This is a genomic window from Gordonia asplenii, from assembly GCF_012933505.1.
In the GTDB taxonomy this organism is placed as follows: Bacteria; Actinomycetota; Actinomycetes; order Mycobacteriales; family Mycobacteriaceae; genus Gordonia; species Gordonia asplenii.
On sequence record NZ_JABBNB010000048.1, the window covers coordinates 1 to 17274 of the forward strand.

Consider the following 17274-nt stretch of genomic DNA (forward strand, 5'->3'; position numbering starts at 1 on the left):
CCGCGCCGGACCCGGCCTCGACCTGTTCCCCGGACTAGCCCGCTACACCTTCCTCCCCACCACCCCGACCGCCGCGGCCACCCCGCCCCGCCCACGCGCCACCAACAGTCGCCGACACTGCACACTACGCAAACACCACCTCCGCAAAGCCGAACGCGACCGCAACCGCGCCGCCCGCCTAGCCCACGCCGCCCACCCCGACCCCACCAGCATCTACAGCCGCCTCACCCCACCCGACGACGGCGACCCACCCTACTAACCAGCACCTGACCGCAACACATGTCGGCGGCCCCCACGGGCGCGCCGCCAACCACACACGCCCACCCCAATATCCGACACCGCAATCCGAATCACCCTGTGCTACAACATGATTCGTAGCCGGCCTCTAGCCCATGCAGACCGTTTCTACGATCTTGGCCCCAACGCCGGCATTGCTGAGCGCCCCCGACTCCGCGGCGTCCCGCGTCGGCTCTGTGGTCCATCCCCACTGCCCCGTTATGGGCTGGTAGGCGAGGGCACCACAATTGTTGTCCATCATCACGACGAAACCGCAGTCGTCAGCGTTGCACTTCGCATTGGCGGCATCGATGGCGTCGAGTACCGACGTGTAATCGCTGCTCGACGCGTGGTTGCCCGTGCTCTTGGAGATCGAGATCGCGCCGTAGTTGTGGTCGGCGGCCGACGCTTGCGCAGGCACGATCACCGCTGCGGTTGCGGCGATCGCCATCACTCCGCTGGCCAGTACGCTCTTGAGTGCAGTCTTCATTTCGAATCCTATCGTTTATCGCTTAACGGATGCCGTCGAATCTCACACGGCGACAACACAATTCAAAGTCCTATTCACGACATCGCCAATGGGGAGAACTCCCCTGCACCCGGGGACTTCTCCCCATTGGCACAACCGCCGCAATCACTTTGAATTGTGTTGTCACCGAGACAATCCCGACGACAACCCGACACGAAGGACGAGACAATGAACATCAACATCAAGCGCGCACTCACCGGCGGACTCCTCGCAGCAGCGGCGACCGGAGCCGTGTTGGTTCCCGCCCAGGCCTCGGCAGCCAATAACACCTGGGGCGCCATTTCCTACTCCCCCAGCACCGACGCGTGGGGCACCGCGATCAACTTCTCCTCGGGTTCCGATGCTCGCTACGTCGCGAAAGATAAGTGCGGTCACTCCGACTGCCAGGTCATGACCCTGCACAACAACTGCGGCGCACTCGTGACCAACAAGGTCGCCGGCACCTGGTGGTGGGCATACGCCCCGACCCGCAGCGCAGCCCGCGGCCAAGCCATGGAATTCGCCGGCTGGAGCCCCAACGCAAAGCTACAAGTCACCACCTGCATCGGCGACTAGCTCTCAAAAGACCGTTGTTCCCTTCGTGGTTTCCACGTCACACTCAGCGGTATCCCTTTGGAATCTCGTTTGCCGTCGACTACAACCATGACGCCTCATACACGTCAACAACCTGAAGATCAGCACCACAATGCGCTATCGCCACTCTTGCTTGACCGCGGCGATCTGCACTCCGGGCGTTGCATTGCAGGTCGCCGACAGCTATCGCCGGAATGCGCGAGATACCGACGAAGACACCGTCACCCCCGCGCAACTCGCTGACTACCGACCAGTGAGGCGACGTTAGATCGCGGCCGGTTCCGCCATCCGCCGCGTCGGTATGCCTCTTGATTCTTCTGTTAGCCAAAGGATTCCGCGCCTACCGGGTCACAACCTCAAGACAGGGATGATGGTGACGAGCATCCCAAAGTGGGGTAGTCGGCTACCCGAGAGGTCATGCGCACTCGCGCCGACACTGGACGTCGCTCACATCACAGCTCGAACCAACTCCGAAGAGGTCACCATGTCACCGAGCCACCGAAGATCGGCCCATCAACTCCGGCTCGATCACGTTCAACAACGGTGTACCGGTCGGCGGTTTCGTCTCACTGGAACTGCACTCCGACGGCACATGTCAATTCTTCGGGCATATCCATGACTCCGAGGCACCGAGCTACGACGTCGAGGTGATGTGGATGGTCGATTCCGGCGGCACCGCAACACCTTCGCCACAAAGGTTCACCTGGGGGCTGGGCGCAATCACAGACGTTCCTGCGACATTTCGGTGCCGGCACCCACATCCACCCGTCCGACAACTCTGAGCTGGACTTCGACCCACCGACCTGCACAGCGCCGACCGCGAACTGTTCGGCACGTAACACCGGCATCCGACATATAAAGGCGCTCCGATGATGAAAGATGAGGCCGCCCGGTCCGATCGAGCACGCGAGGACGCAATCAACCAACTGCCATTGCCGTACTCCGAAGCGTTACGGCTGCGGTCTGCGGGAATCGCCGACACTCTGATCGCAGAAATTCTCGGCGTCGAACCCGATGTGCTTCCCAGCGTGTACGCACTCGCGGAGGACAAGATCACGACGATCCTGACTCGAACTCAATCCGATCACCGGCGCCGTGAGAACTGAGTCGAGTCGCCGGGGTCAGGTTGTCGGACAACAGGTTCTACCTCAATGCGTTCGGATGCCGCCTTCCGGGGAGCTGTCGTCAAGTCGCCGACAGAGAGATAGGCAGCCGCTGGGGTCGGCGCACTGAGGAGTCATAGGTGTCGTCAGCCACCTGGTCGAGCGCCGAGGTGTCTGTCGATGTCGGTCGGGATGATCCTGCAAGTGTGGCACCGTCCGCCACGGTCGTAGCCATGCCGGCCGACGGCACGGTGCGATGGTAGAGGTCGCGGCCAGAGCATCCGAAACGGATGCGGGTATTCAGACAACAGCCGCGCTTCGATGGCTACTCTCGCTCATCAGTCCAACTGCAAGCAACCACCGTTTCTGGCCCGGGTGCGGGTGCTCCCCTATCGGGCTCAGTTGGCGATCGGCAGGTTCAGGACGGTCCCGGGGCAGGTTCCGTCGAGTGCTTGCCGCACCAAGGTGATCATGATCGGGTTGCTTGGTTCGGCTGCGTGGTCGTTGCCATCAATGCCGTCCTTGACGCAAACTCCGCCATCAAGGTGCCTGTCCCGTTTGACACTGAGGAATTGGTCGTCGGCGACGGTCCGCAACGTGGTGTAACGGACAGGACCCGGTGTGTCGTCGCCGCGGTTGAGGGCACGCAGGAACGAACTGTTCGGACACATCTCGCCACCGGCGGCGAGTGGGAGGACGCATGTCGGTGACCACCCGTATTGGCCGGTCCCCAGCGACACATAGTGCGCCACGTGCGTGGCCCCACCGAGATACTTCAGGTAATACCGCGCCGAAAGGCCACCCATGCTGTGGCCGACGAGGTCGACTTTGACGCCGCCATGCTTTGCCGACGCGGTGGTGACAGCCCGCGCGATCGCGGCGGCGTTCTGAATGTTCCCGTCTCCAGGTAGGTTCACGAAGTAGACCGGATGGCCGTCTGCCTCGAGCGCGGCGATCAGTGGCTGAAAGACTCCCATCCGCTGGGGGATTAGGCCGCCGGCAGTCCACCCGTGCACGAGCAGCACCGGGTTGCGAACGACCGCGGGTGTCGCGACCGCATCAGCGGGCACCGCAGTCACTCCGACGACGGTCAGCGCGACCAAGAGGAGTAACCCCAACGCGCTGGTGCGGCCCGCGCGTGGTCGTTCGGTGAGATGAACCATCCGAGCTCCGTCGGTGGGGAGGCGGACGTGCTGATGCGACGCCGCTGCCGTCAATACAACCAGACGCCTTGGGTTTTCAGGTTCGGATGGAGTGATCCCGGCACCGCCGATGTGCGCGATCGGGACGTGATCGGTCAGAAAGCACTCGCCCAGTGCCGTTAACGGTCATATCCTGCACAAATGCTCGACAACTGGCCGCTGACTGGGCGCGCCGAGGAACTCTCGGCGGTAGTGTCGTATACCCGCGGCCGCGGAGTGGTGCTCGCCGGTGCTGCGGGAGTGGGCAAGAGTCGCCTGGCCCACGAGGCGTTGGCGCACGCGCGACGAACGGCTCGGGAGTGGCGCTACGTCACCGCGACCGCGTCGGCGAGGTCGGTGCCGTTGGGCGCCTTCGCCGAGTACGCGACCCACCTCGGTGAAGATCCGCTCGCGCGCATCGGTGAGGTGGTCGACGCGGTCACCTGCAGCAGCAGCGGACCGCCGCTGGTGATGATCGACGATGCGCATCTGCTCGACGAGCAGTCGGCCATTGTCGCCCACCAACTGGTTCACCGCGGCGCGGCGTCGGTGGTGCTCACCATCCGGGCCGGAGAGTCGGCACCCGATGCGATCACGGCGTTGTGGAAGGAGCAGCTGCTGCCGCGTTTGGAGCTACAGCCGTTGTCGCGCACCGAAACCGCCGAGCTGATCGAGCGCGTGCTGGGCGGCCCGATAGAGTCGGCGAGCGCCGCCCGGTTGTGGCACTACACCCGCGGCAACGTGCTCTACTTGCGGCAGTTGATGTCTGATGAAGTCACTGTTGGACATCTGATGCAGCGTTGCGGTGTCTGGTTCTGGGATAGCGAACCAGCGGTGTCGCCGACATTGGCCGAGCTCATCGACACCAATATCGGCCGGCAACCCGACCGGGTGATCGAGGTGCTCGACGTGCTGGCGGTGGCAGCCCCGGTCGACCTCGGTGTTCTGCGCGCAATAGTGGTCGACGACGCCATTGAGGATGCCGAGGCCGCCAACCTCATCGTGGTCGACACCAAGACAACGCCGCGGCCGACCGTTCGACTGGCCCATCCGATGTACGGCGAAGCCCGTCGCTCCCGTGCCCCGGCGATGCGATTAAGACGCGTTCGTAGTGCCATTGTGGCTGCGTCCGCACCGCTGACCGACGGGCCGGTCGATGAGGTGAGACTCGTGCGTCGGGCGGTATTGGCAATCGACTCGGACTCTCCGCCAGATCCGACGATGCTGATCGCCGCTGCCGATGCCGCCATTCGCCTCATGGATCCCCTTTCCGCGCAGCGTATCGCCGAGCGAGCCGTCACAAGCGGTGGCGGGTTGTTCGCCCAGCTAATGCTGATGAGTGCTCTGGTGAACGGCGAGCGTCTCAAGGAGGCACTCGAGATCAACGGCGAGCTGCTCAAGGAGGTAACACCGTCGGATCGGGTGAGTCTCGGCCTGATCCGGATCGGGATTTACATCCGGCAGAACGATCGCGTGGCTGCCCGCGGAGTCGACGAACTGGAAACAGCGGCGGCCGAGGCGGGCATGACACGGTCGTATCAGTGTGTCGTGGCTGCCGTGCGGTCGCTCGACAACGACATCGAAGCCGCGGTCGACGCGGCCATCGCCGGCCTCACTGGTCCAGGTGAGCTGACTGAAGCGGCGGAGTTCGCCGGCATCTTCGGACTGATCACCGCTTCGGGAGAACGTGGATCCATCAGCATGATCCGTGAGTTCGCCGACCGCGGATACGCCCTCGCCTGTACGTCCACCCACACCGCCAGCAGCCGCTTCGCGCTGAGCGCCTGCCACGTCGTCACACTGCTGCTGGCCGGAATGCTCGCCGACGCCGACGACGTGGTTGCCAACCGGGTAGACCCGCAGCCGATGGAGTTCCCGCTCGCACTGGCCTACCGCGCCTTCACGCACGGGCTTGTGGCCACGGCCACTGGTGAATTGGCTGCGGCACACCGTCTGCTCGGCGAGGCAGGCGTACTCATCGAGCAACAGCTCCTTCGCTCCTGCATCAGCTTTGAACTCGCCACGTCGCTTGCGATGGCCGGCGATGCCGAGCGTGCACGGGCCGAGGTCGACACGGTGGCCACCGATGATCCGGTGCGGCAATCCCTGGTGTATGCCGATACGGCCGAAGCATGGATTCGGGCGGCCGATGATCTGGTCAGCGACGCGGTGACGATTGTGCTGGCGGCCGCCGAACGGGCTCGCCGGATCGGGGCGTCGGCCCGCGAGGTGTGTTTCCTCCAGCTGGCGGCGCAGTTCGGCGACGCGAGCCATTCGGAGCGTCTGGTGGAACTTGTCGCGGTGGTGGAGGGACCACGCGCGCATGCGGCTGCCGCGCATGCGCACGCACTCGGAAGCGCCGACGGTGATGGTCTGTTTGCGGCCGCTCGCGATTACGAGGCATTCGGCGATCGAGTCGCGGCGGGCGATGCGGCAGCACAAGCTGCGATCGCGTATCGAGCGCATGCGCGGCGCGGCGCAGCCTTGACAGCGACTGCCTTCGCCCGACGGCTTGCTGATGAAACCGGTGCTGACACACCCGCTTTGCGCGCCAACGATACCCCGATCCCGCTGACCGGACGCCAGCGCGAGATCATCGGCCTCGCCCGCCACGGCTTGTCCAACCGCGAGATCGCGCAGCGGCTCACGATGTCGGTGCGCACCGTCGAAGGTCACATGTTCCGCGCATGCCAGCGCACCGGAGTGAACAGCCGAGACGAATTGGTCGCGTTGTTGAGCGGCAGGTGATCAGCGTGGACCAGCCGGTTTTGATCACAGTGGAGACCAGCCGGTTTCGACAACGCCAACCGATCACTCGGCTAGTTCGCCGAGCCGTACGCCCGACGATTGCAACTGTGGCCTCGGACCCAAATGGCGGGCCGACCGGTGGTGCGACGCCGTCCCGTACAGCACTCACGCGGATACGATCCAGTTGGGACGAAGACGACTGAAAGCCCCGACCAGAACGCCTAAACGCTCTGACCGGGGCCTTCTCGGTGCCCCCTCTCGGGCTCGAACCGAGGACCTGCGGATTAAAAGTCCGTAGCTCTACCAACTGAGCTAAAGGGGCCTGGCGCCGCACCGCCCGATCGGGCAGAGCAACACCGAGGAAAGTATACAGACGTTTCACACCCGCTTCAGCGGTACCCCATCGGCGTCGACGCAGGTCATTTCGCGTCCGTCGTCGCGATCGCAACCAACCCCCTCGGCCGGCGGCAAACTCCACTGCGGGAATCTCACGGAAAGCCGAAAGCCCTTGTACTACTTTACATCTCACAGGTATCTGAGCATCTTCGACGATTCCGCCCGCCATTCCGCCACGACTGTCAGACCCCGCGGGCATACTGTCTCGTGTACTCGCGACGCCGACCCGGCGTCGACGCATCGAACCGAAAGCGGTCTGCTCACGATGGACATCACGGTCAAGGTCACCGGCGGCGACGTCGTCGGACGTCGCACAGGTGACATCACCACCTTCCTCGGAATCCCGTACGCGGCCGCGCCAGTCGGCGAGTTGGCCTTCGCCGATCCCCAGCCGGTCATCGAGTGGGATGGCGCGCGCGACGCGACGTCGGAGGGTCCGTCGTGTTGGCAGTCGCCCTACCCCGAACCCATCCACTCCTGGTTCGGCAAGGTCACCGCCCCCGAACTCGGCGGCGAATCTCTCAACGTCAACGTCTGGACTCCCGACGTCGATGCCACCGGACTACCCGTGATGGTGTGGATTCACGGTGGGGCCTTCGTTCGCGGCGCCAATGCGTCACCGATGTACGACGGCTCGTCCTTCGCCCGCGACGGCGTCGTATTGGTATCGATCAACTACCGCCTCGGGGTCTACGGATTCCTGCCGATCGAGGGCGCACCGACCAACTTGGGCATCCGCGATCAGATCGCAGCACTTCAGTGGGTGCAGGCCAACGTCGCGGCGTTCGGCGGTGACCCGACCAACGTCACGATCTTCGGCGAGTCCGCCGGCGGCATGAGCGTCGCCGTGCTGATGGCCGCCCCCGCCGCCCGGGGACTGTTCGCGAAAGCCATCGTCGAGAGCGGGCACGGCCATTCCATCGTCGAAGTAGACGATGCGAAGAAAGTCACCGCGGAGATGGCCGCGCTCCTCGGCGTCGACGCCACCGCCGAGGCGTTCGCCGCTGTCGATCCCACCGACCTGATCGCCGCGCAGAACAACGTGAGCGACCAGATTCGGCTAGCTCCCGATCCCGCACGTTGGGGCGCCACCACCATCTCCGCGGGTGGCGGCATCACCGGATTCATCCCCGCCTTCGACGACCTCGTTCCCGTCTTTCCCGACGAGGCCGTCGCAGCGGGCGCGGCCGCCGGGATTCCCCTGCTCGCGGGCTGTACCGCGCGCGAATTCTCGTTGTTCAGCGTGAGTGCCGGACTCAAGGGCGCCCTCACCGACGAGATCCTGCCGATGGCCGTCGCGCGCTTCGGCGCGGGTCCCGAGGTCGTGGCCACCTATCGTGCCAACCACCCGGACGAGTCACCCGGCGACGTCTTCGACCACATCGTCTCCGACCTCTTCTTCCGCGGCTCGATGCTGCGGCTGGCCGAGGGCGCGTCGTCAACGGCCGACGTCTTCGTCTACGAATTCGATTGGGGCACACCGATCGCCGACCTAGGGCCCTGCCACGCACTCGAGCTGCCGTTCGTCTTCGATGCCCTCGCGGGCAGCCGACCGTTCACCGGCCCGGCCGCGCCGCAAAGCCTCGCCGACGACATCCACGCCGCTTGGGTGCGGTTCGCGAAGACCGGCAATCCAGGATGGGACGTGTACGCCGATCAACGAACGGTGCACGTATTCAACGCCGACGGCGGCTCGACGGGCCCGCTGCCGCGTGCCGCCGACCTCGCCGCGCTCGTTCAGAGCTAGGGTGTGTCTCCCAATTCTTCTGCGAGGCATCGCCGGGACGAGCGCAGCAACGGGGCATTTCGTCGCTGGCCGATCTGGCAAGGCCGAGGATGGAGCGATAGCGGCACGACGACAACGCAGCCAGGCGGTCAGCGGGCCGCCGAGGACCGCAAAGGGAATCGGGAGACACACCCTTACTGACCACCGAGTCAGGTGTGTGAACCTAGAACGTGTGGCCGTGTCATGCTAGTTCAGTGATTGAAATCGACCGCCCCAAGATCGAGGGCAGCGTCGCCGTCGGGCGTAACCGTCGGATCGGATTCGCCGAGTTCGGATCCGCGACCGGTCGCGCCATCTTCTGGCTGCACGGCACCCCTGGTGCGCGCCGACAGATCCCCACCGAGGCGCGCGCCTTCGGTGAGGAACACAATGTACGCATCATCGGCATCGACCGGCCCGGCGTCGGCTCGTCGACGCCGTATCGGTACCACTCTGTCAGCGAATTCGCCGACGATCTCCTCCGGGTCGCCGACACTCTCGGCATCGACAAGTTCGGCGTCATCGGGCTGTCCGGTGGCGGGCCGTACACACTCGCCGTCGCTCACGCCGCCCCCGCTCGCGTTGTCGTCGCGGGTGTACTCGGCGGTGTCGCACCCACCGTCGGGCCGGATGCGATCACCGGCGGCGCAACACAATTGGCGACCTTTACCGCTCCCCTCCTGCAGGTCGCGGGCGCCCCGATCGGCCGTGCGCTGAGCTCGATGATCAGCATCGCCCGACCGGTCGCCGTCCCCGCCATCAGTCTCTACGGCCGGCTGTCGCCGCAGGGCGACCGAGAACTGTTGGCGCGCCCGGAGTTTCGCGCGATGTTCCTCGACGACCTGCTGCACGGCGGCGGTCGGCGCGCCGAGGCACCGTTCGCCGACGCCATCGTCTTCGCCCGCGACTGGGGATTCCGCGTCAGCGACGTGTCGGTGCCGGTGCGCTGGTGGCACGGCGACAAAGACCACATCATCCCGTTCAGCCACGGCGAGCACATGGTCAACCTGCTGCCCGACGCCCGGCTCTACACGATGCACGGCGAGTCACATCTGGGCGGATTGGGAATGGCCACCGAAGTGCTGTCCGAGCTGCTCGAGCTGTGGGACGAGAAAGACAGCGTCGAGTCGTAATCTCAACCGCGTCAATGTATTCGGTGGCGCTGGTACCGTCGGCTCGGGTGGTTTCGACACGGGCCTTCGCTAACGCGTCGGCCCGGCTCAACCAGCGGAGTCCGGCTCAAACAGTGGAGTGGACGGAGCGGCGGACTCATAATCCGCGGGTTCACCCCACCGGGCTCGTCGTCGCCAACCCGGCCGCAAGACCCAGCACGACGCTCATCACTACGACCTCGATTACCGCCGCGCGCAACGACGTCTCCGACGATCCGCGCCGGGCCACGACGTCGGGGACCCAGCGTCGACGATGCCGCGCCCCCAAGCCGACCAACATCGCCAACACCACGGCCTTGGCCAGCATCACCAGACCGTAGCCGGTGGTCCACCACAACGACCCGATACCCAATTCGATTGCACCCGAAGCCAATCCGGTCACCGCGAGTAGGCCGACCACGTAGACCGCGTACTTCGAGAACACCGGCAATGCGGTTCGCCAACCGTCCCGACCACTGATCGTCATCGCCATCGCGGCCAGCGACCCACACCACCACGCGGCGCAAAGTGCGTGCGCGACAATGAGAATCGGCTCGACGGGATGCGTCACAGCATGCCCCGCGACGGCGGGAGCCGCAATTCCCAACGCCGCCAACGCCCCGACGACGGAGACGGGCAGCGCGACGTCGTCGGGACGTCGGGCCGTCAACGTCCACGCGACAATGACCATCGCCGCGATGATCGAAATCAGCTCTCCCGGCGTCGACGTCGCACCGTCGATGAACTGCCCTACGCTCACCCGCCCGACCGAGACACCGACCCGCGAGGCGACGTCGAACCAGATCGTGACGATGTCGGCGATCAGCCAGACGACGGCGAACCCGGCGATCGCCGTCAACGCCGGTTGCACGCCGAGCATCGGCAGGCAACCCAACCCGACGAGCACCACCCCCGCCAGCAGTCCTACCAGACTCGGCATCGACGACGCCGCCGGCCCCGCCGGATCGGCGAGGATCCAGCACAGCATCAATCCGGCGAAGGCTGCGGGCACCGCGACACCGAGCGCATGCGCTCGACGCTCCGCAGTCACCGGTGTGCGGTCACCCGCAGCACTCATCGGCTACGCCCGTCGCCGCGACATCCACACGACGACACCCGCGCCGCCGAGCAGAATGACGATTCCGACGACGATGAACGGCCACACGGGCAGACCACCGGACCCCGAGGCCGGCTGGGCAGCGCTCGGACCCGGCGTACCGGTACCCGCGACGGTCAGCGTGAACGACCGCTTACCCTCCACCGGGTGACCGTCGGCCGAGGTGACTCGGTAGTTGATCTGGTACTCACCGGCCGGGCCGAGCGGCCGCAGTCCGACTTTGAGCGTCGGGCCGAACACGGTCGGATCACCGTTCTGCCAGAAGTTGCCGTCCGGCCCCACCACGGTGAGCACCGCGAACGACTCCTGAATCGCCTCGTTGAACGTCAACGTGACCGACGCCGGCGACGCCGACACCCGGGCACCGTCGGCCGGATCCGAGGACTCCAGCCTCGAATGCGCGGCCGCCGCTCCGGCTCCGAGCAGCGTCGCGATCATCGCGATGAGCACGACGACTCCGGCGCGCCGACACCTGTTCACTCGTCTGCGCCCTTCTTCTTATTCTTCTCATCTGTCGTCTCCACATCGGAGCCCGCGACCTTGCGGCGTCGAACCAGCCCGAGGCCACCCACGACGACTCCGACCGCCGCAACCACCAACGCCACACCGCCAAGGATGCGCGCGGTGTCGTCGGCGCTCGACGCCGACGCCTCGTCGTTGCCGTTCGTCGACGCCGGGTGATCGTCGTCGCCGCCCGTCCCCTTGGCCAACTTCAACGTCGGGGTGGGATGTTCCGGCTCGGCACCGTTGGGCCCGTCGGGCTGGTTCCAGTTAACGACCGTCCCGTCGGAGTAGGTCTGCACCGCGGGCAGATCGACGGTCTCCTGCTGCGGAAATGGACCGGCGCTGATGGTGAACTGGCCGAATTCGCCGACCTTCAGCCCGGTGTTGCCATCGGCCGCGGTCCACGTGACCCGCAGGGCTTCAAGGGTTTTGGGGTCCTTCTCGATGACGGCCCGCCAACCGGGCATCGACTCGGTACGCACGCTCTTCAGGCGCGGCACCTGGATCGACACCGACGTCGTCGTGGCGTTGGTGTCGGATTCGTTGGGAACCACCAGGCTGACCAGGCCGTAACCGCCCTGGGTGGCCGTCGTCGACGACACGGTGACGTGGGCGGCGGCAACGCCGGCACCCATGAATGACGCTGCCGCGACGACCGCTATGGGTGCGACGATTTTGGGCAGCATTGAACGAATGGTTGTCATGGATCTGCTTTCCATAAAGTGTGTGGGTGACTGGGCGAGCGCCGAGCGCACACCCCGCAGCCGGACCGCCATCCCGGTCAGAAGTCGGCAGATTATCCCCTCATCAAGGGCACTATGCCCTCGACGGCAGACTCAGCTACAGAATTCTGGGAACAAGGCGGGCCACACGAGGTCGGAGGCGTCGGCGCACACCGACGGCGGCCCCCGGATCCGACCCGACACCACTGCGATACCGACCAACACGGCCGGCACCGAATGCCACGGCGGCGCACCCGCGGCCGGCTCGGTGACGGGTCCGACGACCACCCGCAGCACCGACGTGATCAACGAGATGAGCTGCGCGACAACCATGATCGCCAACGCCGACACCGGAATCGCCACCAGGTGCGTCATCAGCATCGACGCCGGGTCGAGCGTCCACATGTCGCCGTGGGCCAGCATCAGCGCCAGGTGCGACGCCGCCTGCGCGACACTGAGCACCCCGAACACCCGCGCCAGCCCGGCACCGCGGGTGAGCATCGCCGCGATCGCCCCGATGCCTGCGACCAGCACCATCCCCGACGTCGGGAAGCCGCCGCCGGCCAGACCGTGGGCGGCGAGCGCCACCGACGGTACCGTCGCGCCCACGCTGCACCGAGTGACGCCGCGGCGCGTGTCGAGCACGCCGTCGCGGCCCGTCGACTCACGCGCGCTTCCCATCACGCCGTCAAGTCTCCCACGACCGGCTCGAACCACCACGACCAGCACTCATCGCCACCGAACACCCGCGTCCGAGGGGCGGCTACTGTCAAGGAGTGACGACCTATGACCACGGTTTCGCCCGGGTGACCGCCGCTGTGCCGGTCCTCAAACTCGCCGACCCCGCGTTCAACGCGCAGGCCACCATCGATCTGCTGTCGGCCGCCGCGGCGTCGGGCAGTGCGCTCGTCGCGTTCCCTGAGCTCGGACTGTGCGGCTACAGCGTCGACGACCTCGTTCAGCAGGACGCACTGCTCGACGCCTGCCTCGACGGCCTGCAAGCGATCCTCGACGCCAGCCGTGGCCTGACGCCGGTCGTCGCGGTCGGCGTCCCGCTCGTCGTCGGTGACGGGCTCTACAACTGCGCGGTCGTCCTGCGCGACGGCGTGATTCTCGGCGTCGTACCGAAGTCGTATCTGCCGAATTATCGCGAGTTCTACGAACAACGCCTCTTCGCCGCGGCCCGCGACGCCCCAACCGACACGGCGACCGTTCTGGGACAACGGGTTCCATTCGGCGCCGACCTCATCTTCAGCGCCGATGATCTGCCCGGCTTTCACCTGCACGTCGAGATCTGTGAGGACGGCTGGGTGCCCATCCCGCCGAGTACCTGGGCCGCGCTGGCGGGTGCGACGGTGTTGGTGAACCTGTCCGGCTCACCGGTCACCGTCGGCAAGGAGGCGTACCGAAAAGCGTTGTGCACCAGCCACTCCGCGAAGCTCTCGGCCGCCTACCTCTACGTCGCGGCGGGTTTCGGCGAGTCGACGACGGATCTCGCCTGGGACGGCGACGCACTCATCACCGAGAACGGCAGCCTGCTCGCGCGGACCGAGCCGTTCGCGACCTTCGATCAAACCATCACCGCCGACATCGACCTCGACCGTCTCGCGCAGGAACGTCGCCGGATGATCAGCATGCGCGATCAGGTCGGCGATTACGCCGACAACCTGAAACAGTTGCGACACATCAGCTTTCAGCTCGGCAAGCCGACGACGACGGAACTCGCACGGCACGTCCCCCGATTCCCCTTCGTTCCGGCCGACGCCGCCGACCGCGACCTTCGCTGCCGCGAGGTCGGCAACATCCAGGTGCAGGGATTGGCCGCACGACTGCGCGCAACCGGCCTCGACAAGATCGTCATCGGCGTATCCGGCGGCCTCGATTCGACGCTGGCACTGCTCGTCGCCGTCGACACCTTCGACCTGCTGGGCTTGCCGCGCACCAACATTCACGCCTACACGATGCCCGGCTTCGCCACCGGCGACGCCACTCTGCGGCGCGCGCACGAACTGATGGACTCGTTGGGGGTGTCGGCGACCGAGCTCGACATCCGACCGTCATGCCTGCAGATGCTCGCCGATCTCGCCCACCCCTTCGCCAGGGGTGAGCAGGTCTACGACATCACTTTCGAAAACGTGCAGGCCGGTGAGCGGACGTCGCACCTGTTCCGGCTCGCCAACCATCTCGGCGGCATCGTGCTGGGCACCGGTGACCTCTCGGAGCTCGCGCTGGGCTGGTGCACCTACGGCGTCGGCGACCAGATGTCGCACTACAACGTCAACTCGTCGGTGCCGAAAACCCTTATCCAGCACCTTATTCGGTGGATGATCGATTCGAGCGTCACCGACGGGACGGGTGGCACGCGCGGGCGGCACAGTGAGACCACCGCGCGAGTGCTCGGCGAGATCCTCGACGACGTGATCTCCCCGGAACTGATCCCGCCGGGCGAGGATGGAGCCATTCAGTCGACCGAAGACACCGTCGGGCCGTACGCGCTGCACGACTTCTTTCTGTACTACCTGACCCGATTCGGTTACCGACCGAGCAAGGTCGCGTTCCTAGCCGAGCACGCCTGGTCCCCCGACTACGACCGCGCGACCATCGAGAAATGGCTGCGGGTCTTCCTCAAGCGGTTCATGGCCAATCAGTTCAAGCGGACCGCGATGCCCAACGGCCCGAAGATCGGGTCGGGCGGATCGCTGTCGCCGCGCGGCGATTGGCGTTCACCGTCCGACGCCTCGGTGCGCGCGTGGCTGGAGGAGTTGGGGTGACTACCCCGCCAGATCCGCGAGCACCTTCACCTCGGCCTTGAAGCTCTCCACGATCGACCACTCGTCGGGCACCAGTTCCTTACACCCCAGCAGCCCGAAGTTGAGGTGCCCGTCGGCGGAGAAGACGGTGATGTTGAGTCCGCCGCCGTGGAAGATCGGGCCCAGCGGGTAGACGCCCTCGACGCGGGCACCGAGGAAGTAGAGCGGGAAGTCGGGTCCGGGGACATTGGAGACCAGCACGTTGAAGACCGTCGGGTGCAGATTCGACAGTTGCCGGTCGCCGTAGATCTTCATCATCGCCGCCATCGTGGTCCCCGGCGCGAACTGGGCCCACGCGCGCAGGATGTTGGCGTCGATGTCGGCGTGGTGGGCCTTGGAGATCTGCGCGGCCCGAGCCGACGCCTCGATGCGCTGCGCCGGATCCTCGACGTCGGTGGCCAGTTCGGTGAACATGCCGCTGACCTTGTTGGTGCCCTCGGTGACGAGATCGGCCTCGTCGGCTCCGTGCACCGATACCGGGACCATCGCGACCAGTGGCTGTGCGGGCAGGGCGTCGAGCCGGATGAGGTAGTCGCGTAGCGCACCGGCGACCAGCGCGAGCACGACGTCGTTGATCTTCACCCCGAAGTGATTCTTGATCTTCTTCACATCGCTCATCGGCACCTGGCTCATCGCGACCACGCGATGCGGCGTGATGGGTGCGTTGAACGGGGTGCGCGGCGCCTGGAAGGGCGCCGGCATCGCATCCGACGACCGCGCACGCTTGAACCAGCCCACCGGAACCCGCAGCGTCGCGGGCAACAGTTTGGCCATCGCGATCGGACGCTGGACGAAGTAGTTGACGGCGCCGCCGGCGGCCATCGTCGCACGCGACGTCCCACCGGCCGACTCCTTGACCTTGTCCTCGTCGAGTTCTGGCGGATCGGGCGTGAGCGTGCAGAGTTGCGCGAGGAGGTCCGCACTGGTCACACCGTCGACGCCGGCGTGGTGCATCCGCAGCATCGCCGCCGCCTTGCCACCAGCGAGCCCCTCCATGATCCACAGCTCCCACAGCGGCTTGCCGCGATCGAGGGTCTGTCCGGCGAGGTGCGCGCAGAAGTCGGCGACTTCGCGTTCGCTGCCCGGCGACGGTACCGCCACACGGTGGACGTGCCGCTGAATGTCGAAGTCGGTGTCTTCGATCCACACCGGGTGGTCGATGTTGAGCACCGAATTGGCGAGTTTGCGGCGGAAAGTCGGCATCGCCGACAGTCGTCGTTCGAGTTCGTCGCGCATCTTCTCGAAGGTGTATCCACCGGGTACCGTCGCCGGGTCGATCTCGATGATGCCGATCACATGCATCAACTGCGATCGGGTTTCGAGGTACAGGAACGACGCATCCAGACCACTCAAACGCTGCATGCACATATCGTGCCGCATGGGGTCGGTGAAGCGCACTGCCCCCGGGCTCAAACGAAGGGGGCGTCGACCGGCGGGTCGGAGAGCGGCGGGATCTGCCTCAGATTCGGCGCTCCCCGCGGAGCCGCAACCATGCAGCGCATCTGCAACTTCTGCCCCCGCAAAAAGCTGGAAATCAGCGAGTGCACCGACGACAACGCATAGATATTGCTGTGCAGCACCGGATCATTGGGACAGAAGTCTTGCGTGAGGACGTTGCGGTACCGGCCGGGACCCGCCATGAAGTTCTGCTGATAGGGCGCGGCTTCAGCTTCGAGTGTCGTCGACACGTTGAGATAGTCGATGCCCTCCAGGGCTTCTCGGGGAGTATTGAGCGCGGTGACTTTGGTGCTCCCCTGTGCCTGCTCGTAGCAGCCCGGCGTGATCCGCACGGAACGATACCGCGCGGGCATATTCCACCGACGATTGACGGGCGGACAAAGCCCCTGCCGGACCCAAGCCGCCTGATACGGCGATCCTTTGACAATCCCGGAGAGCAACACCACCTTCCGTGCATGCTGGTCTCCACCGAAGTACTTCAACCAGTAACGGGTGATCATGCCGGACTGAGATACCCCGACAACGTCGAACCGACGTTGACCGGTCTGCGCGACAATGCGGTCCACAAATCGTTCGAGCCGCTTCGAGTTGCCGGTAATGGTAACGAGCGGGCTGTACTCGGGCGCGGGAGAGTAAGTGAAGACATGCACGGTGAATCCGCGCTTGCGCATCGGGTCTGCGAAGGATCGATTGGCTGCGGCGAGGTCAGCGTCGGCGCCGGCGACGTAGATCAGCGGCACGAGAGTGCGCGCCGGACGCGCCGACGCAACGGGCGCCCCGGCGGTCATCACGGAAATGAGGCCGAGGGCTACCAGTAGGTACACCAACATCACGCTCTGGGATCTCATGTTTCCGCCCAGCGTCGCTTGCATTTTCTGAGGGTAACCTAAGTTCACCGTCGCGGCGAGCTTTCACCACAGCGAGCGAGCTGCCCGCCAACC

Annotated in this window: 15 protein-coding genes and 1 tRNA gene; 7 read left to right on the forward strand and 9 right to left on the reverse strand. The window is 65.6% G+C overall.

What is annotated here, in order from left to right; genetic code table 11:
• Positions 1-259: hypothetical protein (locus tag HH308_RS27750; RefSeq protein WP_170197527.1), on the forward strand; the 259-nt coding region annotated here is incomplete at its 5' end.
• A gap of 126 nt (positions 260-385) precedes the next feature.
• On the opposite strand, the gene HH308_RS27755 is transcribed toward HH308_RS27750, so the two are convergent.
• Positions 386-766, reverse strand: a complete 381-nt coding sequence (locus HH308_RS27755) for a DUF4189 domain-containing protein (RefSeq protein ID WP_170197528.1) — start codon at positions 764-766, stop codon at positions 386-388.
• 207 nt (positions 767-973) lie between these two features.
• Here HH308_RS27755 and HH308_RS27760 point away from each other — a divergent pair, with 207 nt between their 5' ends.
• Positions 974-1360: a DUF4189 domain-containing protein gene (locus HH308_RS27760; protein ID WP_170197529.1), complete on the forward strand. Its 387-nt coding sequence runs from the start codon at positions 974-976 to the stop codon at positions 1358-1360.
• 887 nt (positions 1361-2247) lie between these two features.
• Positions 2248-2484, forward strand: a complete 237-nt coding sequence (locus HH308_RS27765; RefSeq protein WP_246284895.1) for a hypothetical protein — start codon at positions 2248-2250, stop codon at positions 2482-2484.
• 395 nt (positions 2485-2879) lie between these two features.
• On the opposite strand, the gene HH308_RS27770 is transcribed toward HH308_RS27765, so the two are convergent.
• A complete protein-coding gene (locus HH308_RS27770; RefSeq protein ID WP_170197530.1) occupies positions 2880-3644 on the reverse strand; it encodes an esterase/lipase family protein in 765 nt (254 codons plus the stop codon).
• 180 nt (positions 3645-3824) lie between these two features.
• Here HH308_RS27770 and HH308_RS27775 point away from each other — a divergent pair, with 180 nt between their 5' ends.
• The gene (locus tag HH308_RS27775; RefSeq protein ID WP_170197531.1) at positions 3825-6410 is read left to right on the forward strand and encodes a helix-turn-helix transcriptional regulator; all 2586 of its coding nucleotides are present in this window, start codon (positions 3825-3827) and stop codon (positions 6408-6410) included.
• A 249-nt stretch (positions 6411-6659) separates the two neighbouring features.
• Here the strand turns inward: HH308_RS27775 and HH308_RS27780 are convergent.
• A tRNA-Lys gene (locus tag HH308_RS27780) sits at positions 6660-6732 on the reverse strand.
• Between the two features lie 339 nt (positions 6733-7071).
• Between HH308_RS27780 and HH308_RS27785 the strand changes: the two genes are divergently transcribed.
• Together HH308_RS27785 and HH308_RS27790 are read left to right on the forward strand one after the other, a co-directional pair.
• On the forward strand, positions 7072-8553 hold the full coding sequence (locus tag HH308_RS27785) for a carboxylesterase/lipase family protein (protein ID WP_170197532.1): 1482 nt from the start codon (positions 7072-7074) through the stop codon (positions 8551-8553).
• Positions 8554-8786: 233 nt separating this feature from the next.
• Positions 8787-9704, forward strand: a complete 918-nt coding sequence (locus HH308_RS27790; protein ID WP_170197533.1) for an alpha/beta fold hydrolase — start codon at positions 8787-8789, stop codon at positions 9702-9704.
• A 151-nt stretch (positions 9705-9855) separates the two neighbouring features.
• Here HH308_RS27790 and HH308_RS27795 read toward each other — a convergent pair whose 3' ends face one another.
• The 4 genes from HH308_RS27795 to HH308_RS27810 all read right to left on the reverse strand — a co-directional run bounded on the left by HH308_RS27795 (position 9856) and on the right by HH308_RS27810 (position 12746).
• On the reverse strand, positions 9856-10800 hold the full coding sequence (locus HH308_RS27795; RefSeq protein WP_170197534.1) for a CopD family protein: 945 nt from the start codon (positions 10798-10800) through the stop codon (positions 9856-9858).
• 3 nt (positions 10801-10803) lie between these two features.
• Positions 10804-11277, reverse strand: a complete 474-nt coding sequence (locus HH308_RS27800) for a copper resistance protein CopC (protein WP_170197553.1) — start codon at positions 11275-11277, stop codon at positions 10804-10806.
• 38 nt (positions 11278-11315) lie between these two features.
• Positions 11316-12029, reverse strand: coding sequence for a YcnI family copper-binding membrane protein (locus HH308_RS27805; protein WP_246284896.1), 714 nt, complete (start codon positions 12027-12029; stop codon positions 11316-11318).
• 150 nt (positions 12030-12179) lie between these two features.
• Complete coding sequence (locus tag HH308_RS27810; protein ID WP_376767298.1) at positions 12180-12746, reverse strand: YtxH domain-containing protein; 567 nt, start codon at positions 12744-12746, stop codon at positions 12180-12182.
• Between the two features lie 95 nt (positions 12747-12841).
• Here HH308_RS27810 and HH308_RS27815 point away from each other — a divergent pair, with 95 nt between their 5' ends.
• Positions 12842-14836 (forward strand): NAD(+) synthase, encoded by a 1995-nt coding sequence (locus tag HH308_RS27815; RefSeq protein WP_170197537.1) that lies wholly within the window; start codon positions 12842-12844, stop codon positions 14834-14836.
• On the opposite strand, the gene HH308_RS27820 is transcribed toward HH308_RS27815, so the two are convergent.
• Positions 14837-16237 carry a WS/DGAT/MGAT family O-acyltransferase gene (locus tag HH308_RS27820; protein WP_170197538.1) on the reverse strand — a complete coding sequence of 467 codons (1401 nt, stop codon included), beginning with the start codon at positions 16235-16237 and terminating at the stop codon, positions 14837-14839.
• A gap of 47 nt (positions 16238-16284) precedes the next feature.
• Entirely contained in the window at positions 16285-17205 is a 921-nt protein-coding gene (locus HH308_RS27825) for an esterase/lipase family protein (RefSeq protein ID WP_170197539.1), read from the reverse strand.
• Between the last annotated feature and the right edge of the window lie 69 nt (positions 17206-17274).

Coding starts and splice junctions, on each gene's coding strand:
- HH308_RS27755 (WP_170197528.1), bottom strand. CDS start 766: ATGAAGACTGCACTCAAGAGCGTACTGGCCAGCGGAGTGATGGCGATC.
- HH308_RS27760 (WP_170197529.1), top strand. CDS start 974: ATGAACATCAACATCAAGCGCGCACTCACCGGCGGACTCCTCGCAGCA.
- HH308_RS27765 (WP_246284895.1), top strand. CDS start 2,248: ATGATGAAAGATGAGGCCGCCCGGTCCGATCGAGCACGCGAGGACGCA.
- HH308_RS27770 (WP_170197530.1), bottom strand. CDS start 3,644: ATGGTTCATCTCACCGAACGACCACGCGCGGGCCGCACCAGCGCGTTG.
- HH308_RS27775 (WP_170197531.1), top strand. CDS start 3,825: ATGCTCGACAACTGGCCGCTGACTGGGCGCGCCGAGGAACTCTCGGCG.
- HH308_RS27785 (WP_170197532.1), top strand. CDS start 7,072: ATGGACATCACGGTCAAGGTCACCGGCGGCGACGTCGTCGGACGTCGC.
- HH308_RS27795 (WP_170197534.1), bottom strand. CDS start 10,800: ATGAGTGCTGCGGGTGACCGCACACCGGTGACTGCGGAGCGTCGAGCG.
- HH308_RS27800 (WP_170197553.1), bottom strand. CDS start 11,277: ATGATCGCGACGCTGCTCGGAGCCGGAGCGGCGGCCGCGCATTCGAGG.
- HH308_RS27805 (WP_246284896.1), bottom strand. CDS start 12,029: ATGCTGCCCAAAATCGTCGCACCCATAGCGGTCGTCGCGGCAGCGTCA.
- HH308_RS27810 (WP_376767298.1), bottom strand. CDS start 12,746: ATGGGAAGCGCGCGTGAGTCGACGGGCCGCGACGGCGTGCTCGACACG.
- HH308_RS27820 (WP_170197538.1), bottom strand. CDS start 16,237: ATGCAGCGTTTGAGTGGTCTGGATGCGTCGTTCCTGTACCTCGAAACC.
- HH308_RS27825 (WP_170197539.1), bottom strand. CDS start 17,205: ATGCAAGCGACGCTGGGCGGAAACATGAGATCCCAGAGCGTGATGTTG.